This window comes from Tessaracoccus yangjingae (genome assembly GCF_055326235.1).
Map to the genome: position 1 here is coordinate 204,398 of NZ_JBUZNN010000001.1, position 22,224 is coordinate 226,621.

A 22,224-nucleotide genomic window follows, 5' to 3' on the forward strand; every position below is an offset into this window, starting at 1 on the left:
GCCCTAGTTCGTGGCCACGAGCCGGGCGACCCGGGCCTGCATGTGCATGGGGACGAGCCGTGTGGCGGCCGCCATGAGCGCGTTCACCGGGCCGTCCACCACCATGGGACGGTGCGCCTTCAGGCCGGCGAAGGTGGTCTCGACCACCTGGTCGATCGTGCGGCGCCGCTTCATCACCCCGTCGTCGCCGGCGTTGGCGAAGAACTCCGTGTCCGTGGGGCCGGGGCAGATGACGATGGCGCGGACCCCCGTCGAGTACAGCTCCTCCCACAGCGCGATGGTGAACCGCATCACGTACGCCTTCGACGCCGCGTAGACGGCCATGGTGGGGATGGGCTGGAACGCCGCGGTGGAGGCCACGTTGACGATCGCGCCGGCCCCCCGGCTGACCATGTGCGGGAGGACCGCGCGGGTCAGCTCGGTCAGCGCGACCATGTTGAGCTCCATCTCGTCGCTCACCCGGTCAGGAGACGCGTCCTTGAAGTGGCCCATCGTGCCGAAGCCGGCGTTGTTGACCAGGTGGCTGACGTCGAGCTCCGCCATGCGGGCCGCCAGCCGCGACCGCTCGTCCCTGATGGTGAGGTCTGCCGGCCACACCTCCGCCTCCACGCCGTGCGTGCTGCGGATCGTCTCGGCGACCGACTCCAGGAGGTCGCGGCGGCGGGCCACCAGCAGCACGTTGACTCCCTCGGACGCCAGCCGCTGGGCGTAGCCCACGCCCAGGCCGCTCGAAGCGCCGGTGACCACTGCCCACGTGTTGCTGCTCATGGCCACAGCTTAGGCGCCCCGCGCCGACCCCCCCGCGGCCGCGACGTCGGCGGCGCCGCGGTCCATGGAACAATGGCGCCATGCAGCATTTTGACCTGGTGGTGATCGGTTCCGGCTCCGGGAACTCGCTGATCGACGAGCGGTTCGCCACCTGGAACGTGGCGTTGATCGAGCGGGACGAGACCTTCGGCGGCACCTGCCTCAACCGCGGCTGCATCCCCACGAAGATGTTCGTGCTGCCGGCGGACCACGCCGCCGCGCCCGCCGAGGCCAGGCGCCTCGGCGTGGACCTGCAGTACCGGGGCTCCGACTGGAAGGCGATCAGGGACCGGATCTTCGGCCGGATCGACCCGATCTCCGTCGGCGGCCTGGACTGGAGGCGTCGCTCGTCCAACGTGACCGTGTTCCAGGGGGAGGCCCGGTTCGTCGGGCCCAAGACGCTCCAGGTGGGCGACGACACCATCAGCGCGGACCACATCGTCATCGCCACCGGCTCGCGCCCCCGCTCGGTAGAGGTTCCCGGCCTCGAGGAGGTCGAGGGCCTGGTATTCACGTCCGACACGATCATGCGCGTCGACGAGCGGCCCCGCCGCCTGGTCATCGTCGGCGGCGGATACATCGCGGCCGAGTTCGCGCACATCTTCTCCGCGCTCGGCACCGAGGTCACGCTCATCAACCGCTCCGACGTGCTGCTGCGCCACCACGACCGGGAGGTGGCCGAGCACTTCGCCGCGCTGCTCTCCAAGCGGGTGCACGTGCGCCTCAACCAGCAGCTCAGCTCGCTCGAGCGCTCGGACGACGGCGGGGTCACGGTCATCACGCGGGACCGCAACGGCGTCGAGTACGAGTACTTCGCCGACGCGCTGCTGCTGGCCGTCGGGCGGGTCCGCAACTGGGAGGCGCTGGACCTCCCGGCCGCCGGCATCAACGTCCGGGCCGGCGGACAGATCCAGGTCGACGCCCGCCAGGCCACGAACGTCCCGGGCGTCTGGGCGATCGGGGACGCGTCCTCGGACTACCTGCTCAAGCACGTGGCGAACGCCGAGATGCGCACCGTCCAGCACAACCTGCTCCATCCCGACCAGCCTGTCGAGACGGACCACCGGTATGTCCCCAGCGCGGTGTTCAGCGATCCCCAACTCGCCAGCGTGGGCGCCACCGAGGAGCAGCTGAGGGAGTGGGGAGTGCCCTACGTGGTGGCCCGGCAGCGCTATGCGGACGTGGCCTACGGCTGGGCGCTCGAGGACGAGGGGCACTTCGTCAAGCTGCTCGCAGACCCGCACAGCTGGCACCTGCTCGGCGCCCACATCATCGGGCCGCAGGCGCCCACGCTGATCCAGCCGCTGATCCAGGCGATGACCTTCGGCCTCCCGGTCACGCAGATGGCGCGCGGCCAGTACTGGATCCACCCCGCCCTCCCGGAGGTGGTGGAGAACGCACTGCTGGGGCTCGTCGACGCGCACCACCCCGTCTACCTGGACCGCTGAATGGGGGAGCGTACCTCTGTCCTGATCGCGTCCGCGGCCCTTCTCGCCGTCGGGTGCGCGCCCGGGCCGATCCTGCCGCCGGGCGCCACCGCCACCGGGCCGGCCAGCATCGCGGAGGCGAGTCCCTCGGCGATCCCTCCGTCGCCCACGGTCGAGCCCGAACCCAGCGTGACCACCTGCCGGTCCCTCGCCGAGGGCCTGGACGACCGCACCAGGGTGGGCCAGCTCTTCATGGTGGGCGTCTCCACAGTCGGCCTGGATGAGACCACACGCTCGGCCATCACGCTCGGCCGCGTGGGCTCGGTGGTGCTGCTCGGCAACACCACCTCTGGGGTCGCCGCGGTCCGGGAGCTGACGGCGGAGCTGGGCAGCCTGGGCACCGCGGACCTGCCCCTGTTGATCGCCGTGGACCAGGAGGGCGGGCAGGTGCAGCGGCTGCGCGGCGAGGGCTTCGACCGCATCCCGCCGGCCACCGAGCAGGGACAGATGGCGACGGGCGAGCTCCGGGATGCCAGCCTCCGCTGGGGCGAGCAGCTCGGCGCTGCGGGCGTCCACTACAACCTGGCCCCGGTGGCAGACGTGGTGCCGGCGGCCAAGCAGGGCAGCAACGCGCCGATCGGCCTGTTGTCGCGCAACTACGGCAACGACGCCGGCGCGGTGTCGCGTTCCCTCACCGAGTTCGTGGAAGGGATGACCCAGGCGGGCGTGGCCACCTCACTCAAGCACTTCCCAGGCCTGGGCGAGGTGGACACCAACACCGACTTCGACGCCGCCGTCGACCATGACACCACCGTCGACAGCGCCTCGCTCGACGCGTTCCGGGCGGGGATCGACGCCGGAGCCGGCTCCGTCATGGTGTCCTCGGCCGTCTTCAGCCTCATCGACCCTGACGTGGAGGGCGTGTTCAGCCGCGCAGTCATCACCGACCTCCTCCGCTCGGACCTCGGCTTCGACGGGGTGGTCATCGCCGATGACCTGGGCGCGGCCCGGGCGGTGGCCGGCGTGGCGCCGGAGGACCGCGGGGTGCGGTTCCTGGCGGCCGGTGGAGACCTCGTCATCAACGCGGACCCGACGCTGATGGCCGCCATGATCGACGCCACGGCGGCAGAGGCGGAGTCGGACGAGGCGTTCGCCGGCCAGGTCCTGGACTCCGCCGAGCGGGTCCTGCGGCTCAAGGCCTCGGTGGGCCTCGTCGACTGCGCCTGACCCCTCCCGGCCGTGGCGGACGGGCCGCGCGCGCCCCGGCGAGGGCTAGGCTGGCGGACATGTCGCGTTGCTCTGTGCTGTGGTCCGAGGCCGGTCCCGCGGCCTGGGGCACGGCCCCGCGCGCCGGCTTCTGGCTGTGTCTCGAGGCGCCCGGACCCTGGGGGGCCAAGGCGGCCACCAGCGCCCGGGCCGTCGATCCGGGGGTGGGGTCCCGCCTCGACGCCCTCGTCGAGGCGATGGGGGGCCGGCTGCTCCTGATCCGCCAGGCATCCCGCAACACCGTCGGCGACGAGCCCCTCACCGTGCTGCTCTCCGGCGGCTTCGACCAGGGCGGATGGGTGGCCCGCTTCGAGGTGGACGACGCCGCCGAGCTGCTGGCGTGGGTGACGCTCTGGCGGGCCGCCGGGGCTCCGCGGCCCGACTCAGCCGGCTCCGATCCGGTGCTGCTGGTCTGCACGCACGCCAAGCGTGACCGGTGCTGCGCGCTGGAGGGACGCCCCATCCTGGACGCGCTCGCCGACGAGCTGGGGCCGGACGCGCTCTGGGAGTGCTCGCACCTCGGCGGGCACAGGTTCGCACCCACCACCCTGCTGCTCCCCACTGGTCAGGTGCTGGGCCGCGTCGAGCCCGGCGACGCCGCGGCCGCCCACCGCGACGCCGGCGTGGGGCTGCTGTGGCCCGGCGGGGCGCGGAAGGACCGCGGCCGCAGCCATCTCCCGCCGGAGCGGCAGGCCGCCGAGGCGTGGGCGCTGAGCGCCTTCGGCGCGGCCCGGGCCGAGGACCTGGGGAGCGAGGAGGCCGACGGCCTGGTGCGGGTCCGGCACGGACAGACCCGCGTCGATGTACGGGTGACCAGGATCGACACCGGCGACGAGGTGCCGCTCAGCTGCGGCAAGGCCGCCGAGCCGGTCACCTACTGGTCCGTCGATCCGCTGTAGCGGTCTGTCAACGCAGCGAACGGCGGCACCCCGCGGGGCGCCGCCGTCCAAGCGGTGGGGGAGGGGATCAGCCGAAACGGCCGGTGATGTAGTCCTCCGTCGCCTTCTGGTCCGGGTTGTGGAAGATCTTTTCGGTGGGGCCGTACTCGATCAGCTCGCCGGGCTGGCCGTGCGCCTTGAGGTTGAAGAAGGCCGTCGAGTCCGACACGCGCGCCGCCTGCTGCATGTTGTGCGTGACGATGACGACGGTGTAGGTCTCCTTCAGCTCCTTGATCAGGTCCTCGATGGCCAGCGTCGAGATCGGATCCAGCGCGGAGCAGGGCTCGTCCATGAGCAGCACGTCCGGGGACACGGCGATGGCGCGCGCGATGCACAGACGCTGCTGCTGACCGCCGGACAGCCCGGAGCCCGGCTTGTCCAGGCGGTCCTTGACCTCGTTCCACAGGTTGGCGCCGCGCAGCGACTGCTCGACCAGCGCGTCCGACTCGGACCTGGTCAACTTGGCGTTGTTGAGCCGCACCCCCGCCAGGATGTTCTCGCGGATCGACATGGTGGGGAACGGGTTGGGGCGCTGGAACACCATGCCGATGTGCCGGCGCACGCGCACCGGGTCCACGGCCTTGTCGTAGAGGTCCACGCCGTCGAGGAGCACCTGTCCGTCGACGTAGGCGCCGTCGATGACCTCGTGCATGCGGTTGATCGAGCGCAGCACCGTGGACTTGCCGCACCCGGAGGAACCGATGAAGGCGGTGACGGCCCGGGGCTCGATGGTCATGCTGACCGACTTCACGGCGTGGAACTTGCCGTAGTAGATGTCGAGATCCTTGAGCTCAATTCGCTTGGACATGTGTGATCTTCCTGGTCAGCGGCCGGACTTGGGGGCGAACTTCCACGCGATGAGCCGACCGATCGCGTTGAGGCCCATGACGATGAGAATGAGGGTGAGCGCTCCTGCCCACGCCCGGGCGTAGAACGGGTCCTGCGGGATGCCCGGGGTCACGTACTGGTAGTACACGAACACCGGCAGCGTGGCCATCGGATCCGAGAACGGGTTGATGTTCATCGAGGCCGTGATGCCGGCGGTGACCAGCAGCGGGGCCGTCTCGCCGATGACGCGCGCGATGGACAGCACGATGCCGGTGACGATGCCCGCCAGCGCCGTCGGGAGGACCACCTTGGCGATGGTGCGCCACTTCGGCACCCCCAGCGCGTAGGAGGCCTCGCGCAGCTCGTTGGGCACGAGACGCAGCATCTCCTCGACGGAGCGCACCACCGTCGGGATCATCAGGACCGACAGCGCGACGGCGCCGGAGAGGCCGTTGTTGGTGCCGGGGCCGAAGAGCAGGCTGAAGACCGTGTAGGCGAACAGGCCCGCCACGATGGACGGGATCCCCGTCATGACGTCCACGAAGAACCGGATGGCGGAGGCCAGCCTGCTGCCCCCGCTGTACTCGACGAGGTAAATGGCGGTGAACAGGCCGATCGGCACGGAGATGAGGCTAGCGATGCCGGTGATGATGAGGGTGCCCCAGATGGCGTGGATGGCGCCTCCGCCCTCACCGATGACGTTGCGCATCGAGTAGGTGAGGAACTGGGCGTCCATGCGTTCGAGGCCCTTGGCCACCGTCTGCCAGATCAGCGACACCAGCGGCAGCAGGGCGACCAGGAAGGCGCCGGTGACGATGTAGCGGGCGTTGCGGTCCTTGGCCTTGCGCATGCCCTCGACCGCCCAGGAGAGGGCGAACATGGCGGCCAGGAAGATCAGCACGCCGACGATCGCGACGCTGCCGAGGCTCGCCGCACCGAACAGGGACAGCACGCCGGCGGTGACCGCGGCGGCGACGACGAGCATGGCGAGGGCGGTGAAGCGGGGGAGCTGGCCGGCGGTCAGCTCGCTGCTGCGCGGGGCGAGGGTGGTGGCGCTCATCAGTTGGCTCCCGAGAAGTCCTTGCGCAGGGACAGGACCCAGCGCGCCGTCATGTTCACGGCCAGCGTGATCACGAACAGGACCAGGCCCGTGGCGATCAGCTGGTTGATGCCCAGGCCGAACGCCTCGGGGAACGCCAGCGCGATGTTGCCCGCGATGGTGTTGGGGTTGCTGGAGGTGAGCATCTGGAAGTGGATGACGGCCGCTGGGGACAGCACCATGGCGATCGCCATCGTCTCGCCGAGCGCGCGGCCGAGGCCGAGCATGCACGCGGACACGATGCCGGGGGTGCCGAACGGCAGCACCGCCTGGCGGATCATCTCCCAACGTGTGGCGCCCAGCGCGAGCGACGCCTCCTCGTGCAGGCGGGGGGTCTGGAGGAAGACCTCGCGCGAGATGGCGGTGATGATCGGCAGCACCATGACCGCCAGCACGACGGCGGCGGTGAGGATGGTGCGGCCGGTGCCCGACACCGGGCCGGCGAAGAACCAACCGAACACCGGTAGCCCGCCGAGGTTGTCGGCGAGCCACACGAACAGCGGACGCATCAGCGGGGCGAGCGTGTTGATGCCCCACAGGCCGAACACCACCGACGGCACGGCCGCGAGGAGATCGATGATGTAGCCGAGACCCTGGGCGAGCCTCCGCGGGGCGTAGTGGCTGATGAACAGCGCGATGCCGATGGCCACCGGCACGGCGAACACCATCGCCAGGGCGGCGGCCCACACGGTGCCGAAGGCGAAGGGGAGCGCGTAGCTCCAGAACTCGCCGTACTGGAGTTCCTCCGCATCGGCGGTGAGCGCCGGCAGCGAGAGACCGACGAGGAACGTGGCGACGGCCGCGAGGATGATCAGGATCAGGGTGCCGGAGCCGGTGGCGATGCCCTTGTAGAGCTTGTCCCCGAACCGCCTGCTGCTGTGCTTGAGGGCGTGGCTCTCGTCGTCCTGACGGTGCAGCGGGTCCGTCGGCTGCGGCGGTGTCGTCGCCTCCGTGTCGGTCGTCGACATGGTTCTCCTGGGTGTGCCGGTGGAGGCCGGGCGGATGCCCTGAGCCCGGTTCAGTCGCGCCCTCCTTCAGGGGAGGGCGCGACTGAGGGGTGTTACTGGGATCCTACGATCACTTGATCGCGTCGATGGCAGCGAGCACCTTGTCGCGCAGCGCGGGGGCCAGCGGCGCGGAGCCCGCGCCCTCGGCGGCGTCGGCCTGGCCCTGCTCCGAGGCGAGGTAGCCCAGGTAGGCCTTCACGAGCTCGGCCTTGGCGGGGTCGGCGTACTCGGCGCACGCCATGCCGTAGGCCACCAGCACGATGCCGTAGCCCTCGGCCTCGCGGTCGAGCGCGATGGCCAGGTCGTTGGCCTCGCGGCCCTCCTCCATCGGGGAGGCGTCGACGGCGGCGGCGGCGTCCTCGGCGGTGGGGCCGAAGTAGTTGCCGTCCTTGCCGATCATGGCGACGGCGAGGTCACCGGCCTGGGAGGCGTCGGCGTAGCCGATGGTCCCGGTGCCGTTGGTGACCGCGGCCACCACGCCGGAGGTGCCCTTGGCCGCCTCGCCGCCCTCGTAGCTCCACTCGCCGTCGGCCTCGTTGGTCCACACGGAGGGGGCCGTCTTGTTGAGGTAGTCGGTGAAGTTCTCCGTGGTGCCCGAGTCGTCGGAGCGGTGCACGGCGGTGATGTCCATGTCCGGCAGGGCGGCGCCCTCGTTGAGCGCGGCGATGGCCGGATCGTTCCACTTGGTGATGGAGCCGTTGAAGATGCCGGCCAGGGTGTCGGGATCCAGGTTGAGGTCGGTCACGCCCTCGACGTTGAAGATCACAGCGATCGGCGAGACGTAGATGGGGAGGTTGTAGGCGATCGAGGTGTCGGCGCACAGCGACGAGGCGCCGGCGACGTTCTCCTCCAGCGTGAACGCGCGGTCGGAGCCGGCGAAGTCCACGCCGGCGCCCATGAAGGCCTCGCGGCCGGCGCCGGAGCCGTCGGGCGCGTAGTTGACCGTGACGCCGGGGTTGGCCTCCTGGAACTTCGCGATCCAGGTGGTCTGGGCCGAGTTCATGGCCGACGAGCCCTTGCCCGCGAGGGTGCCCTCGAGCGTGGACGCCGCCGACTCTCCCGCGGTGGCCGCGGCGGAGCCCGTGGAGTCCGGCGTGGTGGTGCCCTCGTTGGCGGCGCAGGCCGACAGGAGGAGCGCGGCCGAGAGGCCGAGAGCGGCGGTCAGACGAATCTTCATCCGGGATTACCTTCCGAGTGGGTGGAGCCGTGAACGTCCCTGACCGGATGGCCGGGTTTCGTTCCTGACCCGGACGTTAAGGAACCGAAGTAACGCGTCTGCGCTGGTTGGGTGAACGACAGGTGAACGACAGTGGAGTTCTGCCCCGCGGAAGCGACTTTCGGGTATTCCTGGGCGGTTGACTCCTACGCCGTGGGCTTGTGGACCTCCACCGACACCTTCGCGCCCTCGTCGTCCCTGTGCACCACGATGACCTCGCCGACCACCATGGGCCGGGCCGGCAGATCCAGCCCCTTGAACATCGCCGGGAGGACCGGCCGGTGCCCGCACACCGCCGTCGGCGCCTCGAAGCCACGGAAGAGGTCCGCCGTGAAGCGGGTCACGTCGTGCGGGTGCACGGTGCCCTCCTCTTCGGTCAGGACGTCCACCGTCTGGATCACCAGGCCACGCCTGCCCGCGTAGGGCTTGAGGGTCTCGACGCACCGCGTCGACGACGACGACACCAGCTCCTCGACGCCGTAGGCCGTGAACAGCTGGGACATCTCGCGGGCCTGCCTGCGGCCGCGGCCCGACAGCCGGCGGTCCTGGTCGGGACCGGTCCAGTCCTTGCGCAGCATGGCCTTGGCGTGCCGGACCAGGAGCAGCGGGGTGGTCCTGGGCGTCAGGAGGGCCGCGGACAGGACGCGGCGCTCGTCGGCGTAGGTGAGGCGGCGCATGGCCTTGTCGACGGTGAGCCACTTCACGGCGTCCACCTCCGCGCACGGCGCCCAGGGGCGCTCCTCGACCACCTCGGCGCGCCAGTACTGGACGGTCTTGGGGCCCTTGGCCAACTGGTAGCGGATGGTGGGCAGCCGCAGGCCCAGTCGGACCACCATGCCCGTCTCCTCGAGCACCTCACGGACCGCGGTCTGCGGGGCCAGTTCGTCGGCCTCACCCTTGCCCTTGGGCAAGGACCAGTCGTCGTAGCGGGGCCGGTGGATGACCAGCACCTCGGTGTCGTCGCCGGTGCCGCGCAGCACGACGGCGCCGGCCGCCCGGATCTTGGTACGCCTGGTCATCGCGAGGAGCGGCGGGCGGCTGTCTGCTGGATGAGCGTCTCCTGGAGGTCCGTCAGCGGCTTGCCCGCGTCGTCGGTGGTGTGCGCGGTCCACGTGGCGTCCGAGAGCTCCCAGTGCACGGTGGTGGGCGCGAACGCCATCTCGAACAGGTCCTCCACCTGCTGGACGTGCGCCGGGTTGTTGATGCCGACGATCGCCTCGACACGCCGGTCCAGGTTCCGGTGCATCATGTCCGCCGAACCGATGCCGACGATGGGTCGCCCTCCGCCGGCGAACCACAGGACCCGCGAGTGCTCCAGGAAGCGCCCCAGGATCGAACGCACCCGGATGTTGTCGCTGAGCCCCGGCACCCCGGGGCGGATGGTGCAGATGCCCCGGACCCAGATGTCGACGCTCACGCCGGCCTGCGAGGCCCGGTACAGGGCGTCGATGAGGGCCTCGTCGACCAGCGAGTTGACCTTGATCTTGACGCCCGAGACCTTGCCCGCCCGGTGGTTGGCGATCTCGCCGTCGATGTACTCGAGCAGCCCCTTGCGGATGCCGTGCGGCGCGACGAGGAGCCGTCGGTAGTTGGTCTCCTGGGTCATGCCGGACAGGTGGTTGAACAGCCGGGCCACGTCGTCGGTGATGATCGGGTTGGAGGTGAGCAGGCCCATGTCCTCGTACTGGCGGGCGGTCTTCGGGTTGTAGTTGCCGGTGCCGATGTGCGCGTACCGCCGGAGCCCGTCGGACTCCTCCCGCACCACGAGGGACAGCTTGCAGTGGGTCTTGAGCCCCAGCATGCCGTAGACGACGTGCACGCCGGACTTCTCCAGCTTCCGCGCCCAGCCGATGTTGGCCTGCTCGTCGAAGCGCGCCTTGATCTCCACGACGGCGAGCACCTGCTTGCCCGCCTGAGCGGCCTCGATGAGCGCGTCGACGATGGGCGAGTCTCCCGAGGTGCGGTACAGGGTCTGCTTGATGGCCAGCACGGCCGGGTCCGCCGCGGACTGCTCGATGAACCGCTGCACGGAGGTGGCGAACGAGTCGTAGGGGTGCTGCACCAGGACGTCGCGCAGCTTGAGGGCCTTGAACATGTCCGCCGGGCTGGCGCTCTCCACCTCCGCCAGGTCCGGGTGGGTGATCGGGAGGAAGTTGGGGTACTTGAGGTCCTCGCGCTGCGAGTCCGCGAGCGAGAACAGGCCGGTGAGGTCCAGCGGCGCGGAGAGCCGGAACACCTCGTTGTCGTGCACGTCCAGCTCGGCCATGAGCATGGACAGCATGTGCTCGTCGATGCCCTCCTCCACCTCGAGGCGGACGGGCGGGCGGCCCACCTTGCTGCGCAGCAACTCCTTCTCGAGGGCGAAGAGGAGGTTCTCGGCGTCGTCCTCCTCCACCTCGATGTCCTCGTTCCGGGTCACCCGGAAGGTGGTGTACGAGATCACCTGCATGCCCGTGAACAGCTGGCCGAGGTGGCGGGCGATGATCTCCTCCAGCGGCAGGAAGCGACCCTCGGCGAGCTTGACCAGCCGCGACAGCACCGGCGGGACCTTGACGCGGGCGAACTGCCTGCCCCCGGTCTGCGGGTTCTTCAGCAGGACGGCCAGATTGATCGACAGGCCCGAGATGTAGGGGAAGGGGTGCGACGGGTCCACCGCCAGCGGGGTGAGGACCGGGAAGATGCGCTCGGCGAACAGCGCGCGCATCTTGTCCTTCTCCGACGCGGTGAGCTGGTCCCAGCGCAGGATCTGGATCCCCTCCTCGGCGAGCTCCGGGCGGATCTCCTCCTGGAAGACGCGCGACTGCTCCGCGACCAGCTCGGACACCTTGCCCAGCAGCTCCGCGTGCAGCTCGCCGGGCATCTTCCCGTTGACCGTCGGCACCGCGACGCCCGCCGCGATGCGACGCTTCAGGCCGGCCACGCGCACCATGAAGAACTCGTCGAGGTTGGAGGAGAAGATGGCCAGGAACTTCGCGCGTTCGATCAGCGGGATGCGCTTCCGGTCCCGGGCGAGGTCGAGGACGCGGTCGTTGAACTGGAGCCAGGAGATCTCGCGATCGAGGTACCGGTCCGTCGGCAGCGGGGTCTCACTCAATGTCTCTTACCTCTCGCGGCGGTAGCTGGTGTCTGTCTGAACGATCTCGAACCCGGCGTTGGCGTACATCCGGACGACGCGTTCCTCGTCGCCCTCGACGTAGAGCTGGACCCGGTCGTCGCCGAGGCCGGCCAGGTGGGCCAGGCCGCGCGCCAGCAGGGCGCGCCCCAGGCCCTTGCCCTCGTGCTCTTGGGCGACCGCGATGAGGTACACCTCGCCCAGGCCGCCGTCGTGCTGCTTGGTCCAGTGGAGCCCCGCCACCTGGTCGCCGTGCATGGCGACGAAGAAGCCCGCCGGATCGAACCACGGCTGGCGGGTGAGGTCCTCGAACTCCTTGCGGGTGAGCCGTCCCTGCTCAGGGTGGTGCGCGAACGCCTGGGCGTTCAGGGCGAGCAGCGCGTCCGTCAGGTCCGGGGTGAACGTGACGATGCGGTAGCCCTCAGGCACCTCGGCGGTGAGCTCCGCGCCGGCCAGCGGACGCTCCATGCGCAGCAGGGTGCGGACGGGATGCAGGCCGAGGCGCCGGGCGAGCGAGTCCCCGCCGGGCAGGGTGCCGAAGGCCCACACCGCCGAGTCGGGGTGGGCGCGGAGGGCCTCCCGAAGCAGCTCGGCCCCCACGCCCTCCGAGCGGTGCGCGGGGTGCACGCCGAGCAGCAGCGTGCCGTCGCGCTCGTCGCACACCACGAACCCGTACGGGTCCGACCGGAGGCCCATGAAGAAGAAGTCCGCCTCGCGGAGCCCTTCGATGCCCATCGAGGCAGACTCGTTGATGGGGGAGACGCCGTCGTGTTCGGTGATGGCGGCGACGAGCCGGCGCAGGGCGTCGCGCATCGTCGGGGTGAGGGTGGTCAGGCTAACCAGCACGGTGCACCTCTCTGGAGTTGGCGAATCGGTAGCCTACGTTGCGGACGGTGCCGATGTAGTAGTCGAACTGGCCCAGCTTGGCCCGCAGGCGCCGGACGTGGACGTCCACCGTGCGCGTGCCGCCGTAGTAGTCGTAGCCCCAGACCTGGCTGACCAGCGTCTCCCGCGACAGCACCCGCCCCGGGTGCTGCATCAGGTAGCGCAGCAACTCGAACTCGGTGTAGGTGAGGTCCAGCGGCGCGCCGTCGAGGCTGGCGGAGTAGGCGGCGCCGTCGACGCGGAGGGGGCCGGCGGAGAGCACGTCGGGATCCACGTTGGCCTTGGCCAGGATCCGCAGGCGGGCGTCGAGCTCGGCGGGTTCGCTGCCGGCGGCGACGAAGTCCGAGAAGCCCCAGTCAGGCGAGAGGACGGCCAGCCCCGACGGCGCCACGAGCAGCAGGACCGGGGTGCCGCCGCTCTTGGCCAGGGTCTGGCACGCGGACCGGGCGCCGGCGAGATCCGAGCGGCCGTCCACCATCACGACGTCCACGGCCTCCGCCTCGACGAGGGCCTGGGCGGCGGACGTCACGTGGGCCAGGTGGTGGCTGAGCAGGCTCAGCTCGACGGGCGGCTCCGAGTCGGAGACGAAGAGGACGTTGCTCACGTGCGGCACCTCCTTCTCGACTGGGCCCGCCCATCGTATCGCCGCAGGTCCCAGCCAGCGATATCCCTGGTGACTTGTAGCATGGCGGCCATGGAACAGCGCGTTCCGGACGAGTACTTCCGCCCCACGGCGGAGTCCGACGATGTGCGGGCCGACGACGCCCCCCGCGGCCTGCCGGACACGGCGGCCGTCAAGGCCGTCGCGCCCACCGATGTCCGCGACGGCTGGACCCCGCGCGCCGTCGCGAGCCTCGCCGTCGTGGTGCTGGGGGTGGCGTTCACCGTCGGGCGGCTCTGGGTGTTCCCGCCCGAGGCGCCCGCCGGCCCCTCGCCCAGCCCCTCGCCCAGCGCCCCTGTGTCCGCGTCGCCCACCCCGTCGGCTGCACTGGCTCCCTTCGACGGTCCGGTGGTCGCGGTCCGCGCCATCGACGCGGAGGGGCGATGCCTGGAGGGTGGAAGCAGGGAGGCGCCGCTGGCGCTGGTCGACAACAATCCCGACACGCTGTGGCGGTGTCGCGGCGAGGGCCTGGGGGAGAGCGTCACGATCCGGTTCCCCGGTCCCCGCGTCGTCGTGGGGCTGCGGGTGGTCAACGGCAACACGGTGTGGACGGACAGGTACCTCGCCGAGCGCCGCATCACGGCCATCCGGTGGACCTTCGCCGACGGCTCGTTCCTCGAGCAGGGGCTGGCCGCCAACGACCGCACCCCGCAGGAGGTGCGCTTCCCGGAGGTCAGGACGGACACCGTGACCCTCACCGTGCTGCACACCACGCCCCCGGGCGGCACCGGCACCTCGGTGGACGCGGTCTCCATCGGCTCCCTGGAGTTCCTGGCCCCGGCCTGAGCGCGTGCCGGCGCCCGTGCGGTTCGGCCGGGTGTCACTCCCAGTCGTGGGTGTCGATCAGGATGGTGACCGGGCCGTCGTTGACCGACGACACGAGCATGTGGGCGCCGAAGCGCCCCCGCTCCACCGTCGCGCCGAGGAGTTCGAGCTGTCGGCACAGCTCCTCGACGAGGGGCTCGCCCACCTCGCCGGGCGCGGCCCTGCTCCAGGAGGGCCGCCGGCCCTTCCTGGTGGAGGCGTACAGCGTGAACTGGCTGACCACCAGGAGGGGCGCGCCGACGTCGCTGGCGGAGGTCTCGCCGTCGAGGATCCTCAGCCCCCAGATCTTGCGGGCCAGCGCGGCCGCGTGCTCCGGCCCGTCGTCGTGCCCGACACCGGCCAGCACCAGGAGGCCCGGGGCGTCCAGCCGTCCCACCACCTCGCCGTCGACCTCCACGGAGGCCGTCAGTACCCTCGTCACCACTGCGCGCATGGGCCCCATTCTCGCCGGTTCGTATACTTGCCCGCATGGCCGCGGTCCTGGTGTGGGTGCTGATAGTCGCCACCGTCGCGCTGGGCGTCGGTGCGCTCGTCGCGCTGGCCGTGACCCTGAGAGGGCTGTGGAAGCAGCTGCGAGGAGATGAGTCGTGAACTTTGACATCGAGGTCCCCGAGGGCCTGAATCCGGCACTGACGGCGCTGGGCTGGCTCGTGGGCCGCTGGGAGGGCACCGGCAACGGTACGGACCACGAGGGCAACGGCTTCGAGTTCGAGCAGCGCATCGAGTTCAACCACAACGGGGGCGAGTACCTGTACTACGCCTCGCAGACGTTCCTGCTCGGCGGCGAGGGCGCGGACCAGGTGCCCCTCAGCATGGAGACTGGCTTCTGGCGCCCCAAGTCCGATGCCTCGCTCGAGGTGGTGCTGACCAGCGCCGACGGATGGACCGAGGTCCTGGTGGGCCGGATCCAGGTCACCCGCATCGACCTGCTCACAGACGCGGTGGTGCGCACCGAGTCGGCCGCCGTCTCGCACTCGGCGGGCCAACGCCTCTACGGCAAGGTGGAGGGTGACCTGATGTACGCGCTGGACCGCGCCACCACCGAGCACGAGCTGCGCCCCCACATGTGGGCCCGCCTGAAGCGGATCTGACATGCCCGTCATGGTGGAGACCGGCCCTGACGCGGGCCTGCCCTGGCACTTCGGCAACCCCGTCGCCGAGGCGCGGGCGCTGGAGGCCGGCGAGGGGGTGGTGGACCTGGGCAACCGCGAGGTCGTCGAGATCAGCGGGGCAGACCGCCTCGGGTGGCTCCACTCCATCACCAGCCAGCACCTCAGCGGCCTGCGCCCCGGGGAGGCCACCACTGCACTGATCCTCTCGCCCACCGGTCACATTGAGCACGTGCTGCACGGCGTCGACGACGGCACGTCCTTCCTGGCCTGGACCGAGCCCGGCCGCGCCGAGGCCCTGGTGGGGTTCCTGGAGCGGATGCGGTTCGCGATGCGGGTGGAGGTGTCGCGGAGACCGGACCTCAGGATGGCCTGGGTGGGCCATCGGATCCCAGTGGACCCGTCGTGGCGCGTGCGCGACTCCGAGGTGGGCGGGCTGGACGTGTTCCTGCCCGTCGAGGCGGAGTTGGCGGGCACCGTCGGCACCTGGGCCTACGAGGCCATGCGGATCGCCGCCGGCATCCCGAGGATCTTCGTCGACACGGACTTCAAGACCATCCCCAACGAGATCGGCCTCGTGGGCACGCACCTGGACAAGGGCTGCTACCGCGGCCAGGAGACGGTGGCCCGGGTGCACACGCTGGGCCGGCCGCCCCGTCGCCTGGTGCAGCTGCACCTCGACGGCACCATGTCGACGCTGCCCGAACAGGGCGCGCCGGTGGAGCTGGAGGGTAGGACGGTGGGCTTCGTCGGCTCCTCCGCGCGGCACCACGAGCTGGGACCGATCGCGCTCGGGCTCATCAAGCGGTCCGTTCCGGTGGACGCCGAGATGCTGGCCGGCGGGATCCCCGCCGCGCAGGAGGCGCTCGTGGACCCGGACGTGGGCCTCCACGTGCGCCCGGTCCTCGGCTGAGGGGGCGCTCTCCGGGTGGCATCATTGCCACCGTGCAGACCGAGCCCCCGCGCAACCACACGATCGACGTGGCCCGCGCGTTGTCGGTCCTCGTCGTCGTCATCTTCCACGGGTTCATCTACAAGGCGTCCATGAAGCCCGACGGCACCCTGGAGGCCGGCCTCTGGACGCCGCCCACCTGGGTCTGGGGGCTCTCGTGGGTGCTGATGTCCATGCCGCTGTTCTTCGCGTGCGGGGGCTTCTCCAACGCGCTGATCGTCGACAAGATGCGACGGCGCGGCACCGGCTTCTCGCACTATCTCGCCAACCGCGGGCGCCGGCTCACCGGCGGGCTGGCGCTGTTCGTCACGTTCTTCGCGGTGATCGCGAGTGTCGCGGCGTGGCTGGGCTACGGGCTCCTGGCGGCCGAGCTCAGCAGGTCGCTGATGTTCCTGCTGTGGTTCATCTCGGTGTACCTCGTGATCGTGCTGTTCGCCCCGCTGATGGTGACCCTCCACGACCGGTTCGGGGCGTGGGTCATCGTGGCCATGCTGGTCGGCATCGTGGTGGTGGACCGGGCCTGGCTCGGCTTCGGGCGCAACGACATCGGCCAGATCAACATGTTCCTGGTGTGGCCGCTGTGCCATCAACTCGGCATCGGCTACCAGCGCGGATGGTTCCGCCAGGGGCCGAGGCGGTACGCGTGGGGCGTGCTGCTCGGCTCGGCGCTGGCCATCGGCGTACTGATCGCCTTCTTCGGCTACCCCGCCTCCGCCGTCGGCTTCGCCAACGCGCCGATCGCCAACCACCTCCCCCCGACGCTCGCGATGGCGCTGCTCGGCGCCGCCCAGGTGGCGGGGATGGGGCTCGTGGAGCGCTCTGGCGTGTTCGCGTCGGTGCCCGCGAGGACGGAGGCGGCCCTCGCCAAGCTCAGCGCCCTGATGATGACGGTCTACCTCTGGCACGTGCCCTGCATGCTCGTGGGCGGCGCGGGCCTGATCCTGCTGGCGCGCCTGATGCCGGGCGCCGCGCCGGTGCTGCTGTCGCAGTTCACCGTGCTGGCCGTGGGGATGCTGATGATCTCGGTGCTGGTGCCGCTGATCGGCCTCGTCGAGTACCGACTCATCCCGCCGCTGGGCACGGTGCAGGACCGCTACCTGGCGTTGCTGAGCTTCGTGCTGATGATCGCCGGGACGATGCTCGTCTTCACCCACGGCACCGTCGTGCATCCCCTGCAGCCCGGGTCGTCGGTGGGTGTCGTCGCGGTGTGGGCCGGGGCGTGGACGATGGTGCGGGCGTCGCGCCCGGCGGGCGTCGAGAAGAGCAGCGCCGACGCGCTGAAGCCTGTCCGGCCACCCCGTCGCGCCAGGCGGGCGGGGCGCTCCCCGGAGGCGGAGCCCGCACCCGGGGAGTTGACCGGACCCGTCAGGTGAGGGCGGCCAGCGCGGCGTCGTAGTCCGGCTCGTGCCTGGTCTCGGCGACCTGCTCGGTGTAGACCACCGTCCCGTCCCCGTCGATCACCACGACGGAGCGGGCCAGGAGCCCGCGCAGGGGACCGTCGGTGTACGTGACGCCGTAGGCGCCGCCGAAGTCGGTGCGGAAGTCCGAGGCCACCTCCACGTTCTCGATGCCCTCGGCGCCGCAGAAGCGCTTGAGCGCGAACGGGAGGTCCTTGGACACGCACAGGACCGTGGTGCCCTCCAGCCCGGCCGCCCGCTCGTTGAAGGCGCGCACGCTGAGGGCGCAGGTGCCCGTGTCCAGCGAGTGGAAGATGTTGAGCACGAGGTTGCCCCCGGCGTAGTCGGCCAGCGACACCGGCGACAGGTCCTCCCGCGCCAGTTCGAAGTCCGGGGCCTTGGTGCCGACGGCCGGCAGCTCGCCGACGGTGTGGACCGGGGTTCCCTTGTATGTGATGTCAGCCATGCCCCGATCCTTGCCGATCCGTCGCCCGCAGGCCAGCGCCCGGCACCTCTCCGCTGCCGGCGGAGGTGCCGCCCCACCGTTGGCTGAGGTGCCGCGAAGCGGCGTCGCCCTCCGCTGGCTGAGGTGCCGCGAAGCGGCCTCGAAGCCTAAGAAACGCGAGTTGACCAGGGGCTTTGGCCCCTTTTCCTTGTGGTGTCTGGGGTCGGGTTTGGCGGGGTGTGGTGGGGGCCGGGCCGCCCATGATGCCGGTCGGCGGCGCTTCGCGCTGCCGCGTACCGTCATCAACGCCCACCCAACCTGCCCCGTCCCCCACCACCCCCCGCCCTGCTGATCCATCGCGGGTCCTGGCGGGGCGGTGAGGGGTGTGCACGACACGCCGTCGGGGTCGGTGGTCGGGTGCGTATGGGGCGCCGAGGTGCGATTCGTGCGGCGATTCGTGCCACCCGCCGCCCTGCTGATCCATCGCGGGTCCTGGTGGGGCGGTGAGGGGTGTGCACGACACGCCGTCGGGGTCGGTGGTCGGGTGCGTATAGGGCGCCGAGGTGCGATTCGTGCGGCGATTCGTGCCACCCGCCGCCCTGCTGATCCATCGCGGGTCCTGGTGGGGCGGTGAGGGGCGTGCACGACACGCCGTCGGGGTCGGTGGTCGTGTACGTATGGGGCGCCGAGGTGCGATTCGTACGGCGCTTCGTGCCACCCGCCGCCCTGCTGATCCATCGCGGGTCCTGGTGAGGCGGGAAGAGTGTGCACGACACGCGCCCTCACCGCTGGCTGAGGTGCCGCGTAGCGGCCTCGAAGCCTAAGAAACGTGGGCTGACAAGGTGCGTTTCTTAGGCTTCGAGGCTCGTCGCTTCGCTCCTCGCACCTCAGCCAGCGATGGGGGGCGTCGCTTCGCCCTCTCTCGGCTTTCGGGCGAGTTCAACTCGCGTTCACCCGGAGGTGGTGAACTACTCCCATGAGCCAGAACCTCCGCGAGTACATCGACAAGCTGCGCGAAGAGGGGTATGCCGTGGCTGATGTCCACGGCGAGGATCCGTACCTGATCGACCCGCTCGGCCAGGCCGTCGAGACGTGGCGCGACCGACATCCGTACGACGAGTTGCTCGGCCGCGACGAGTACGAGGCGGAGAAGCGGCAGCTGCAGATCGAGCTGCTCAAGTTCCAGTACGCCGCCCAGGACGCGGGCACCAAGCACGTGATCATCTTCGAGGGCCGCGACGCCGCGGGGAAGGGCGGCGCCATCAAGCGGTTCACCGAGCACCTCAACCCCCGGACCGCGCGGGTGGTGGCGCTGGCGGCGCCCACCGAACGGGAGAGGGGGCAGTGGTACTTCCAGCGCTACGTCCAGCACCTCCCGACGGCGGGCGAGATCGTGCTGTTCGACCGCTCCTGGTACAACCGCGCCGGCGTGGAGCGCGTGATGGGCTTCTGCACCGACGAGCAGTACGAGATCTTCATCCGCCAGGCGCCGATGTTCGAGCAGATGCTGATCGATTCCGGGATCACCGTGACCAAGCTGTGGTTCTCGGTGACGCAGCGCGAGCAGCGCACCCGGTTCGCGATCCGGCAGATCGATCCGGTGCGGCAGTGGAAGCTCTCGCCGATGGACCTCGAGTCGCTCGGCCGCTGGGAGGACTACACGGCCGCCAAGACCGCGATGCTCAAGCACACCGACACCGAGATCGCCCCCTGGTACCGGATCAAGTCCAACGACAAGAAGCGCGCCCGGCTCAACGCCATGCGCCTCTTCCTGGACCTCCACGACTATGAGGGCAAGGACGCGAGCGCCATTCAGGCCACGGATCCGCTGATCGTTCAGCGCGGCAGGAAGAAGTGGATGAAGGCCGACGAGGACCACACGGCGCCCCCGGCGCCCGGCCTAGACCGTGAGCAGGTCGAGCTCCGCGGAGATGCCACGGGCGCGAAGCCCAGCGTCCTGTTCGTGTGCGTGAAGAACGGCGGGAAGAGCCAGATGGCGGCCGCCCTGGCCAGGCTGCACGCGGGCGACGCCGTCGACGTGTACTCCGCCGGCACCAGGCCAGGAGCGTCGCTCAACGAGGAGTCCCGCGCCAGCGTCGAGCAGCTGGGCGGCACCTTCGACGGTGAGCACCCCAAGCCGATCGACCCCGGGCTGCTGCGCTCCGTTGACCGCATCGTGCTGGTGGGCGGCGAGGCGGAGGTGGAGCCGGTCGAGGGCATGCGCGGCACCATCGAGACCTGGGAGACGGACGAGCCGTCGCTGCGAGGGATCGAGGGCGAGGAGCGCATGAGGCTGGTCCGCGACGACATCGACGCGCGGGTCCTGGCCCTGCTCGACGAACTGCTCCCGGACGCCGACTAGGGCAGTTGACCCAGGGCGCGCATGGCGTCTGCCAGGGGCCGCAGCCCGTTGTTGCGCACCCGCTGCGAGTTGGCCGAGGCGCTGATGCCCTCACGCTCGGCGATCTCGGCGTTGTCCAGGCCGTCGAGCATCCCGCGCAGCGTGGCGAGGGCGCCGGGCCGGAGCCCGGCCAGGTGCACGTCCACCAGCCGCGACAACGCGTCTGCGGGCGCCGTCGCCTCAGGGCGCTCGTCACGAACCGCCGTGCGGACCGCCTCGTAGCCGGGCCTGGTGGCCTGGGCCCTGACCCAGTCGATCGCCTCGCGTGCCAGCCACCACGCCGAGCCGTCCTGGATGCCCCGCGCCTCGTCCACCACCACCAGCTCGCCGCCGCCGATGCCGCAGCGGGCCTCCCATCTCGGCGCGAGCTCGAGCCGCAGCGTGAATCCGGCCGTGAGTGCCTCGCCGAGGGTGCGGTAGACGGCCTGAAGCTCGTCACCGACGGTGGGGCGCAACGCGTACACAGGGGTGACGGCGGCGTTGACCGCGTCGAGCGCCCGGAGCACGTCGGCATGGAGGAGGTCTCGGGGCGCGGAGCGCGACGCCACGATGTCGACGAGCAACGCGACGACGGGGCCGGCCTTCATTGCACTCATATGTAGATACTAGCTTCATTTGATTAGGATGAAGTGATTACCTTTACCGGGGAGTGGTCGTGTGCCAGGTGCCGGCGCCCCGGCTGAGCACGAATCGCCGTCGCGGTAGAGCCTCAGGCACGTATGGGGCGCCGGGCTGGACATGCGACGGCGTGTCGTGCACAGCCCTGGGGGCGGGGCGCGGGCGATGGGTCGGGTCGGCCCGGGCCCGTCGTGGCTGTGTGGGGCGGGACTGTCGGGTCCGGTGGGTAGGGTGACGCCATGGACTGGGCACTGGCGGGACGGGCGGCGATCATCCTTGCCGCCGGGGTGTTCGCCGCGCTCGGCAACCCCGTCGTCAGGGCGCTCCTGCGCCGGATCGACCGCGCGGCCGTGGCCTCCGGGGACGACGAGGTGGCGAGGACGCGGGCCAGCCTGGGCCTGGTGGAGGCACAGAAGGAGCTTCCCGGAGGCCGGTGGATCGGCATCCTGGAGCGGGTCGCGGTGTATGCCTGCATCGTCGCGGAGTTCCCGGCGGGGATCGCCATCGTGCTGGCGGTCAAGGGGTTGGGCCGGTACGCGGACCTGGCCACCGAGTCGGAGTCGGGCACCTCGCGCAAGGGGGAGCTGTTCATCATCGGCACCTTCGCCAGCCTGCTGTGGGCCGGATTCTGGGCGGGTGTGGCCTACTTCGCCGTGCGCGCGTGGTGAACCAGGACGGCCTGCCGCGACACGTGCAGGAGGAGCTTCTCCGGCGCTGGGGCGAGCCGCACCGCCGCTATCACGCTGAAGTGCATCTGAGGGCCGGGCTGGAGACGCTCGATCTCCTTGGCGCGGGGAGGCTGGAGCGGATCGCCTTCTGGTTCCACGACGCGGTGCACACGGGGGAGAGCCCGGCCGACGAATGCGCCTCCGCGGACCTCGCGCGTCACCTGTTGGGGGGCCACCTCGGCGACGCCGAGATCGGCGAGGTGTGCCGGTTGGTGCTGCTCACGGTCGATCACGCCCCTGAGGCCGGCGACTCCCCGGGCGCGAGGGTCGCGGACGCGGATCTGCGGGGGCTCGGGCTCCCCTGGGGGAGCTACGTGGCGAACCTGGAGGCCATCCGCGCGGAGCACCCGGGCATGCCGCCGGCCGAGTGGGCCGCGCGGCGCCGGCGGTTCGTCGATCGGATGCTCGAGCGCGCCACGGTCTTCCACACGCACACGGGCCTGGGGGTCTGGGGGCGCCAAGCACCTTAAAAACCTCCACGTCAGGCGGGGCAGACCTTCGCG

At 70.7% G+C, this 22,224-nt stretch carries 23 protein-coding genes and 1 pseudogene; 12 read left to right on the plus strand and 12 right to left on the minus strand.

Annotation, left to right across the window (positions count from 1 at the left end):
• Window positions 1-3: 3 nt before the first annotated feature.
• Window positions 4-768 (minus strand): SDR family NAD(P)-dependent oxidoreductase, encoded by a 765-nt coding sequence (locus ACZK5D_RS00945; RefSeq protein ID WP_463663943.1) that lies wholly within the window; start codon window positions 766-768, stop codon window positions 4-6.
• An 80-nt stretch (window positions 769-848) separates the two neighbouring features.
• On the opposite strand from ACZK5D_RS00945, the gene ACZK5D_RS00950 reads away from it, so the two are divergent.
• From ACZK5D_RS00950 to ACZK5D_RS00960, 3 genes are read left to right on the plus strand one after another with little or no spacing between them, the layout of a single operon-like run.
• Entirely contained in the window at window positions 849-2,255 is a 1,407-nt protein-coding gene (locus tag ACZK5D_RS00950) for a mycothione reductase (protein WP_463663944.1), read from the plus strand.
• On the plus strand, window positions 2,256-3,461 hold the full coding sequence (locus tag ACZK5D_RS00955; RefSeq protein WP_463663945.1) for a glycoside hydrolase family 3 N-terminal domain-containing protein: 1,206 nt from the start codon (window positions 2,256-2,258) through the stop codon (window positions 3,459-3,461). It abuts the gene before it with no gap.
• A gap of 59 nt (window positions 3,462-3,520) precedes the next feature.
• Entirely contained in the window at window positions 3,521-4,399 is an 879-nt protein-coding gene (locus ACZK5D_RS00960; RefSeq protein WP_463663946.1) for a ferredoxin family protein, read from the plus strand.
• Window positions 4,400-4,466: 67 nt separating this feature from the next.
• Here ACZK5D_RS00960 and pstB read toward each other — a convergent pair whose 3' ends face one another.
• From pstB to ACZK5D_RS01000, 8 genes are all read right to left on the minus strand, one after another.
• On the minus strand, window positions 4,467-5,246 hold the full coding sequence (gene pstB / locus ACZK5D_RS00965; RefSeq protein WP_458994726.1) for a phosphate ABC transporter ATP-binding protein PstB: 780 nt from the start codon (window positions 5,244-5,246) through the stop codon (window positions 4,467-4,469).
• Window positions 5,247-5,261: 15 nt separating this feature from the next.
• On the minus strand, window positions 5,262-6,326 hold the full coding sequence (gene pstA, locus ACZK5D_RS00970) for a phosphate ABC transporter permease PstA (protein WP_463663947.1): 1,065 nt from the start codon (window positions 6,324-6,326) through the stop codon (window positions 5,262-5,264).
• Window positions 6,326-7,333: a phosphate ABC transporter permease subunit PstC gene (pstC, locus tag ACZK5D_RS00975; protein WP_458994724.1), complete on the minus strand. Its 1,008-nt coding sequence runs from the start codon at window positions 7,331-7,333 to the stop codon at window positions 6,326-6,328. The genes pstA and pstC overlap by 1 nt, the downstream gene beginning before the upstream one ends.
• Before the next feature lie 109 nt (window positions 7,334-7,442).
• Window positions 7,443-8,549 carry a phosphate ABC transporter substrate-binding protein PstS gene (gene pstS, locus ACZK5D_RS00980; protein ID WP_463663948.1) on the minus strand — a complete coding sequence of 369 codons (1,107 nt, stop codon included), beginning with the start codon at window positions 8,547-8,549 and terminating at the stop codon, window positions 7,443-7,445.
• Window positions 8,550-8,734: 185 nt separating this feature from the next.
• Window positions 8,735-9,607 (minus strand): NUDIX hydrolase, encoded by an 873-nt coding sequence (locus ACZK5D_RS00985; RefSeq protein ID WP_463663949.1) that lies wholly within the window; start codon window positions 9,605-9,607, stop codon window positions 8,735-8,737.
• Complete coding sequence (locus ACZK5D_RS00990) at window positions 9,604-11,682, minus strand: RNA degradosome polyphosphate kinase (protein ID WP_458994721.1); 2,079 nt, start codon at window positions 11,680-11,682, stop codon at window positions 9,604-9,606. Before ACZK5D_RS00990 ends, ACZK5D_RS00985 begins: the two co-directional genes overlap by 4 nt.
• Window positions 11,683-11,688: 6 nt before the next feature.
• Window positions 11,689-12,546, minus strand: coding sequence for a mycothiol synthase (gene mshD, locus ACZK5D_RS00995; RefSeq protein WP_463663950.1), 858 nt, complete (start codon window positions 12,544-12,546; stop codon window positions 11,689-11,691).
• The gene (locus ACZK5D_RS01000) at window positions 12,536-13,189 is read right to left on the minus strand and encodes a winged helix-turn-helix transcriptional regulator (RefSeq protein ID WP_458994719.1); all 654 of its coding nucleotides are present in this window, start codon (window positions 13,187-13,189) and stop codon (window positions 12,536-12,538) included. The genes mshD and ACZK5D_RS01000 overlap by 11 nt, the downstream gene beginning before the upstream one ends.
• Before the next feature lie 90 nt (window positions 13,190-13,279).
• On the opposite strand from ACZK5D_RS01000, the gene ACZK5D_RS01005 reads away from it, so the two are divergent.
• Entirely contained in the window at window positions 13,280-14,032 is a 753-nt protein-coding gene (locus ACZK5D_RS01005) for an NADase-type glycan-binding domain-containing protein (protein ID WP_463663951.1), read from the plus strand.
• Window positions 14,033-14,066: 34 nt separating this feature from the next.
• Here the strand turns inward: ACZK5D_RS01005 and dtd are convergent, their stop codons facing one another.
• Window positions 14,067-14,504 (minus strand): D-aminoacyl-tRNA deacylase, encoded by a 438-nt coding sequence (dtd, locus tag ACZK5D_RS01010; protein ID WP_463663952.1) that lies wholly within the window; start codon window positions 14,502-14,504, stop codon window positions 14,067-14,069.
• A 35-nt stretch (window positions 14,505-14,539) separates the two neighbouring features.
• On the opposite strand from dtd, the gene ACZK5D_RS01015 reads away from it, so the two are divergent.
• Genes ACZK5D_RS01015 through ACZK5D_RS01030 form a run of 4 tightly spaced genes read left to right on the plus strand, consistent with a single transcriptional unit; the run spans window position 14,540 to window position 17,505 of the window.
• A complete protein-coding gene (locus ACZK5D_RS01015; protein WP_458994716.1) occupies window positions 14,540-14,662 on the plus strand; it encodes a hypothetical protein in 123 nt (40 codons plus the stop codon).
• Complete coding sequence (locus tag ACZK5D_RS01020) at window positions 14,659-15,162, plus strand: heme-binding beta-barrel domain-containing protein (RefSeq protein WP_458994715.1); 504 nt, start codon at window positions 14,659-14,661, stop codon at window positions 15,160-15,162. The genes ACZK5D_RS01015 and ACZK5D_RS01020 overlap by 4 nt, the downstream gene beginning before the upstream one ends.
• Before the next feature lies 1 nt (window position 15,163).
• Window positions 15,164-16,093 (plus strand): CAF17-like 4Fe-4S cluster assembly/insertion protein YgfZ, encoded by a 930-nt coding sequence (gene ygfZ, locus ACZK5D_RS01025; RefSeq protein ID WP_463663953.1) that lies wholly within the window; start codon window positions 15,164-15,166, stop codon window positions 16,091-16,093.
• Window positions 16,094-16,125: 32 nt separating this feature from the next.
• Window positions 16,126-17,505 carry an acyltransferase family protein gene (locus tag ACZK5D_RS01030; RefSeq protein WP_463663954.1) on the plus strand — a complete coding sequence of 460 codons (1,380 nt, stop codon included), beginning with the start codon at window positions 16,126-16,128 and terminating at the stop codon, window positions 17,503-17,505.
• Here ACZK5D_RS01030 and tpx read toward each other — a convergent pair.
• Window positions 17,498-17,995, minus strand: a complete 498-nt coding sequence (gene tpx / locus ACZK5D_RS01035) for a thiol peroxidase (RefSeq protein WP_463663955.1) — start codon at window positions 17,993-17,995, stop codon at window positions 17,498-17,500. The genes ACZK5D_RS01030 and tpx overlap by 8 nt on opposite strands.
• 955 nt (window positions 17,996-18,950) lie before the next feature.
• On the opposite strand from tpx, the pseudogene ppk2 reads away from it, so the two are divergent.
• Both ppk2 and ACZK5D_RS01045 read left to right on the plus strand, forming a co-directional pair.
• Window positions 18,951-19,823 (plus strand): annotated as a pseudogene (gene ppk2, locus ACZK5D_RS01040) (polyphosphate kinase 2); the annotation flags it as partial.
• A gap of 144 nt (window positions 19,824-19,967) precedes the next feature.
• Complete coding sequence (locus tag ACZK5D_RS01045; RefSeq protein WP_463664182.1) at window positions 19,968-20,336, plus strand: arsenate-mycothiol transferase ArsC; 369 nt, start codon at window positions 19,968-19,970, stop codon at window positions 20,334-20,336.
• On the opposite strand, the gene ACZK5D_RS01050 is transcribed toward ACZK5D_RS01045, so the two are convergent.
• Complete coding sequence (locus ACZK5D_RS01050) at window positions 20,333-20,971, minus strand: SatD family protein (RefSeq protein ID WP_463663956.1); 639 nt, start codon at window positions 20,969-20,971, stop codon at window positions 20,333-20,335. The two genes, ACZK5D_RS01045 and ACZK5D_RS01050, sit on opposite strands and share 4 nt — an antisense overlap.
• 261 nt (window positions 20,972-21,232) lie before the next feature.
• Between ACZK5D_RS01050 and ACZK5D_RS01055 the strand changes: the two genes are divergently transcribed.
• Together ACZK5D_RS01055 and ACZK5D_RS01060 are read left to right on the plus strand one after the other, a co-directional pair.
• Complete coding sequence (locus ACZK5D_RS01055) at window positions 21,233-21,661, plus strand: hypothetical protein (protein WP_458994709.1); 429 nt, start codon at window positions 21,233-21,235, stop codon at window positions 21,659-21,661.
• Window positions 21,655-22,191, plus strand: a complete 537-nt coding sequence (locus ACZK5D_RS01060; protein ID WP_463663957.1) for an HD domain-containing protein — start codon at window positions 21,655-21,657, stop codon at window positions 22,189-22,191. The genes ACZK5D_RS01055 and ACZK5D_RS01060 overlap by 7 nt, the downstream gene beginning before the upstream one ends.
• Window positions 22,192-22,224: the final 33 nt, after the last annotated feature.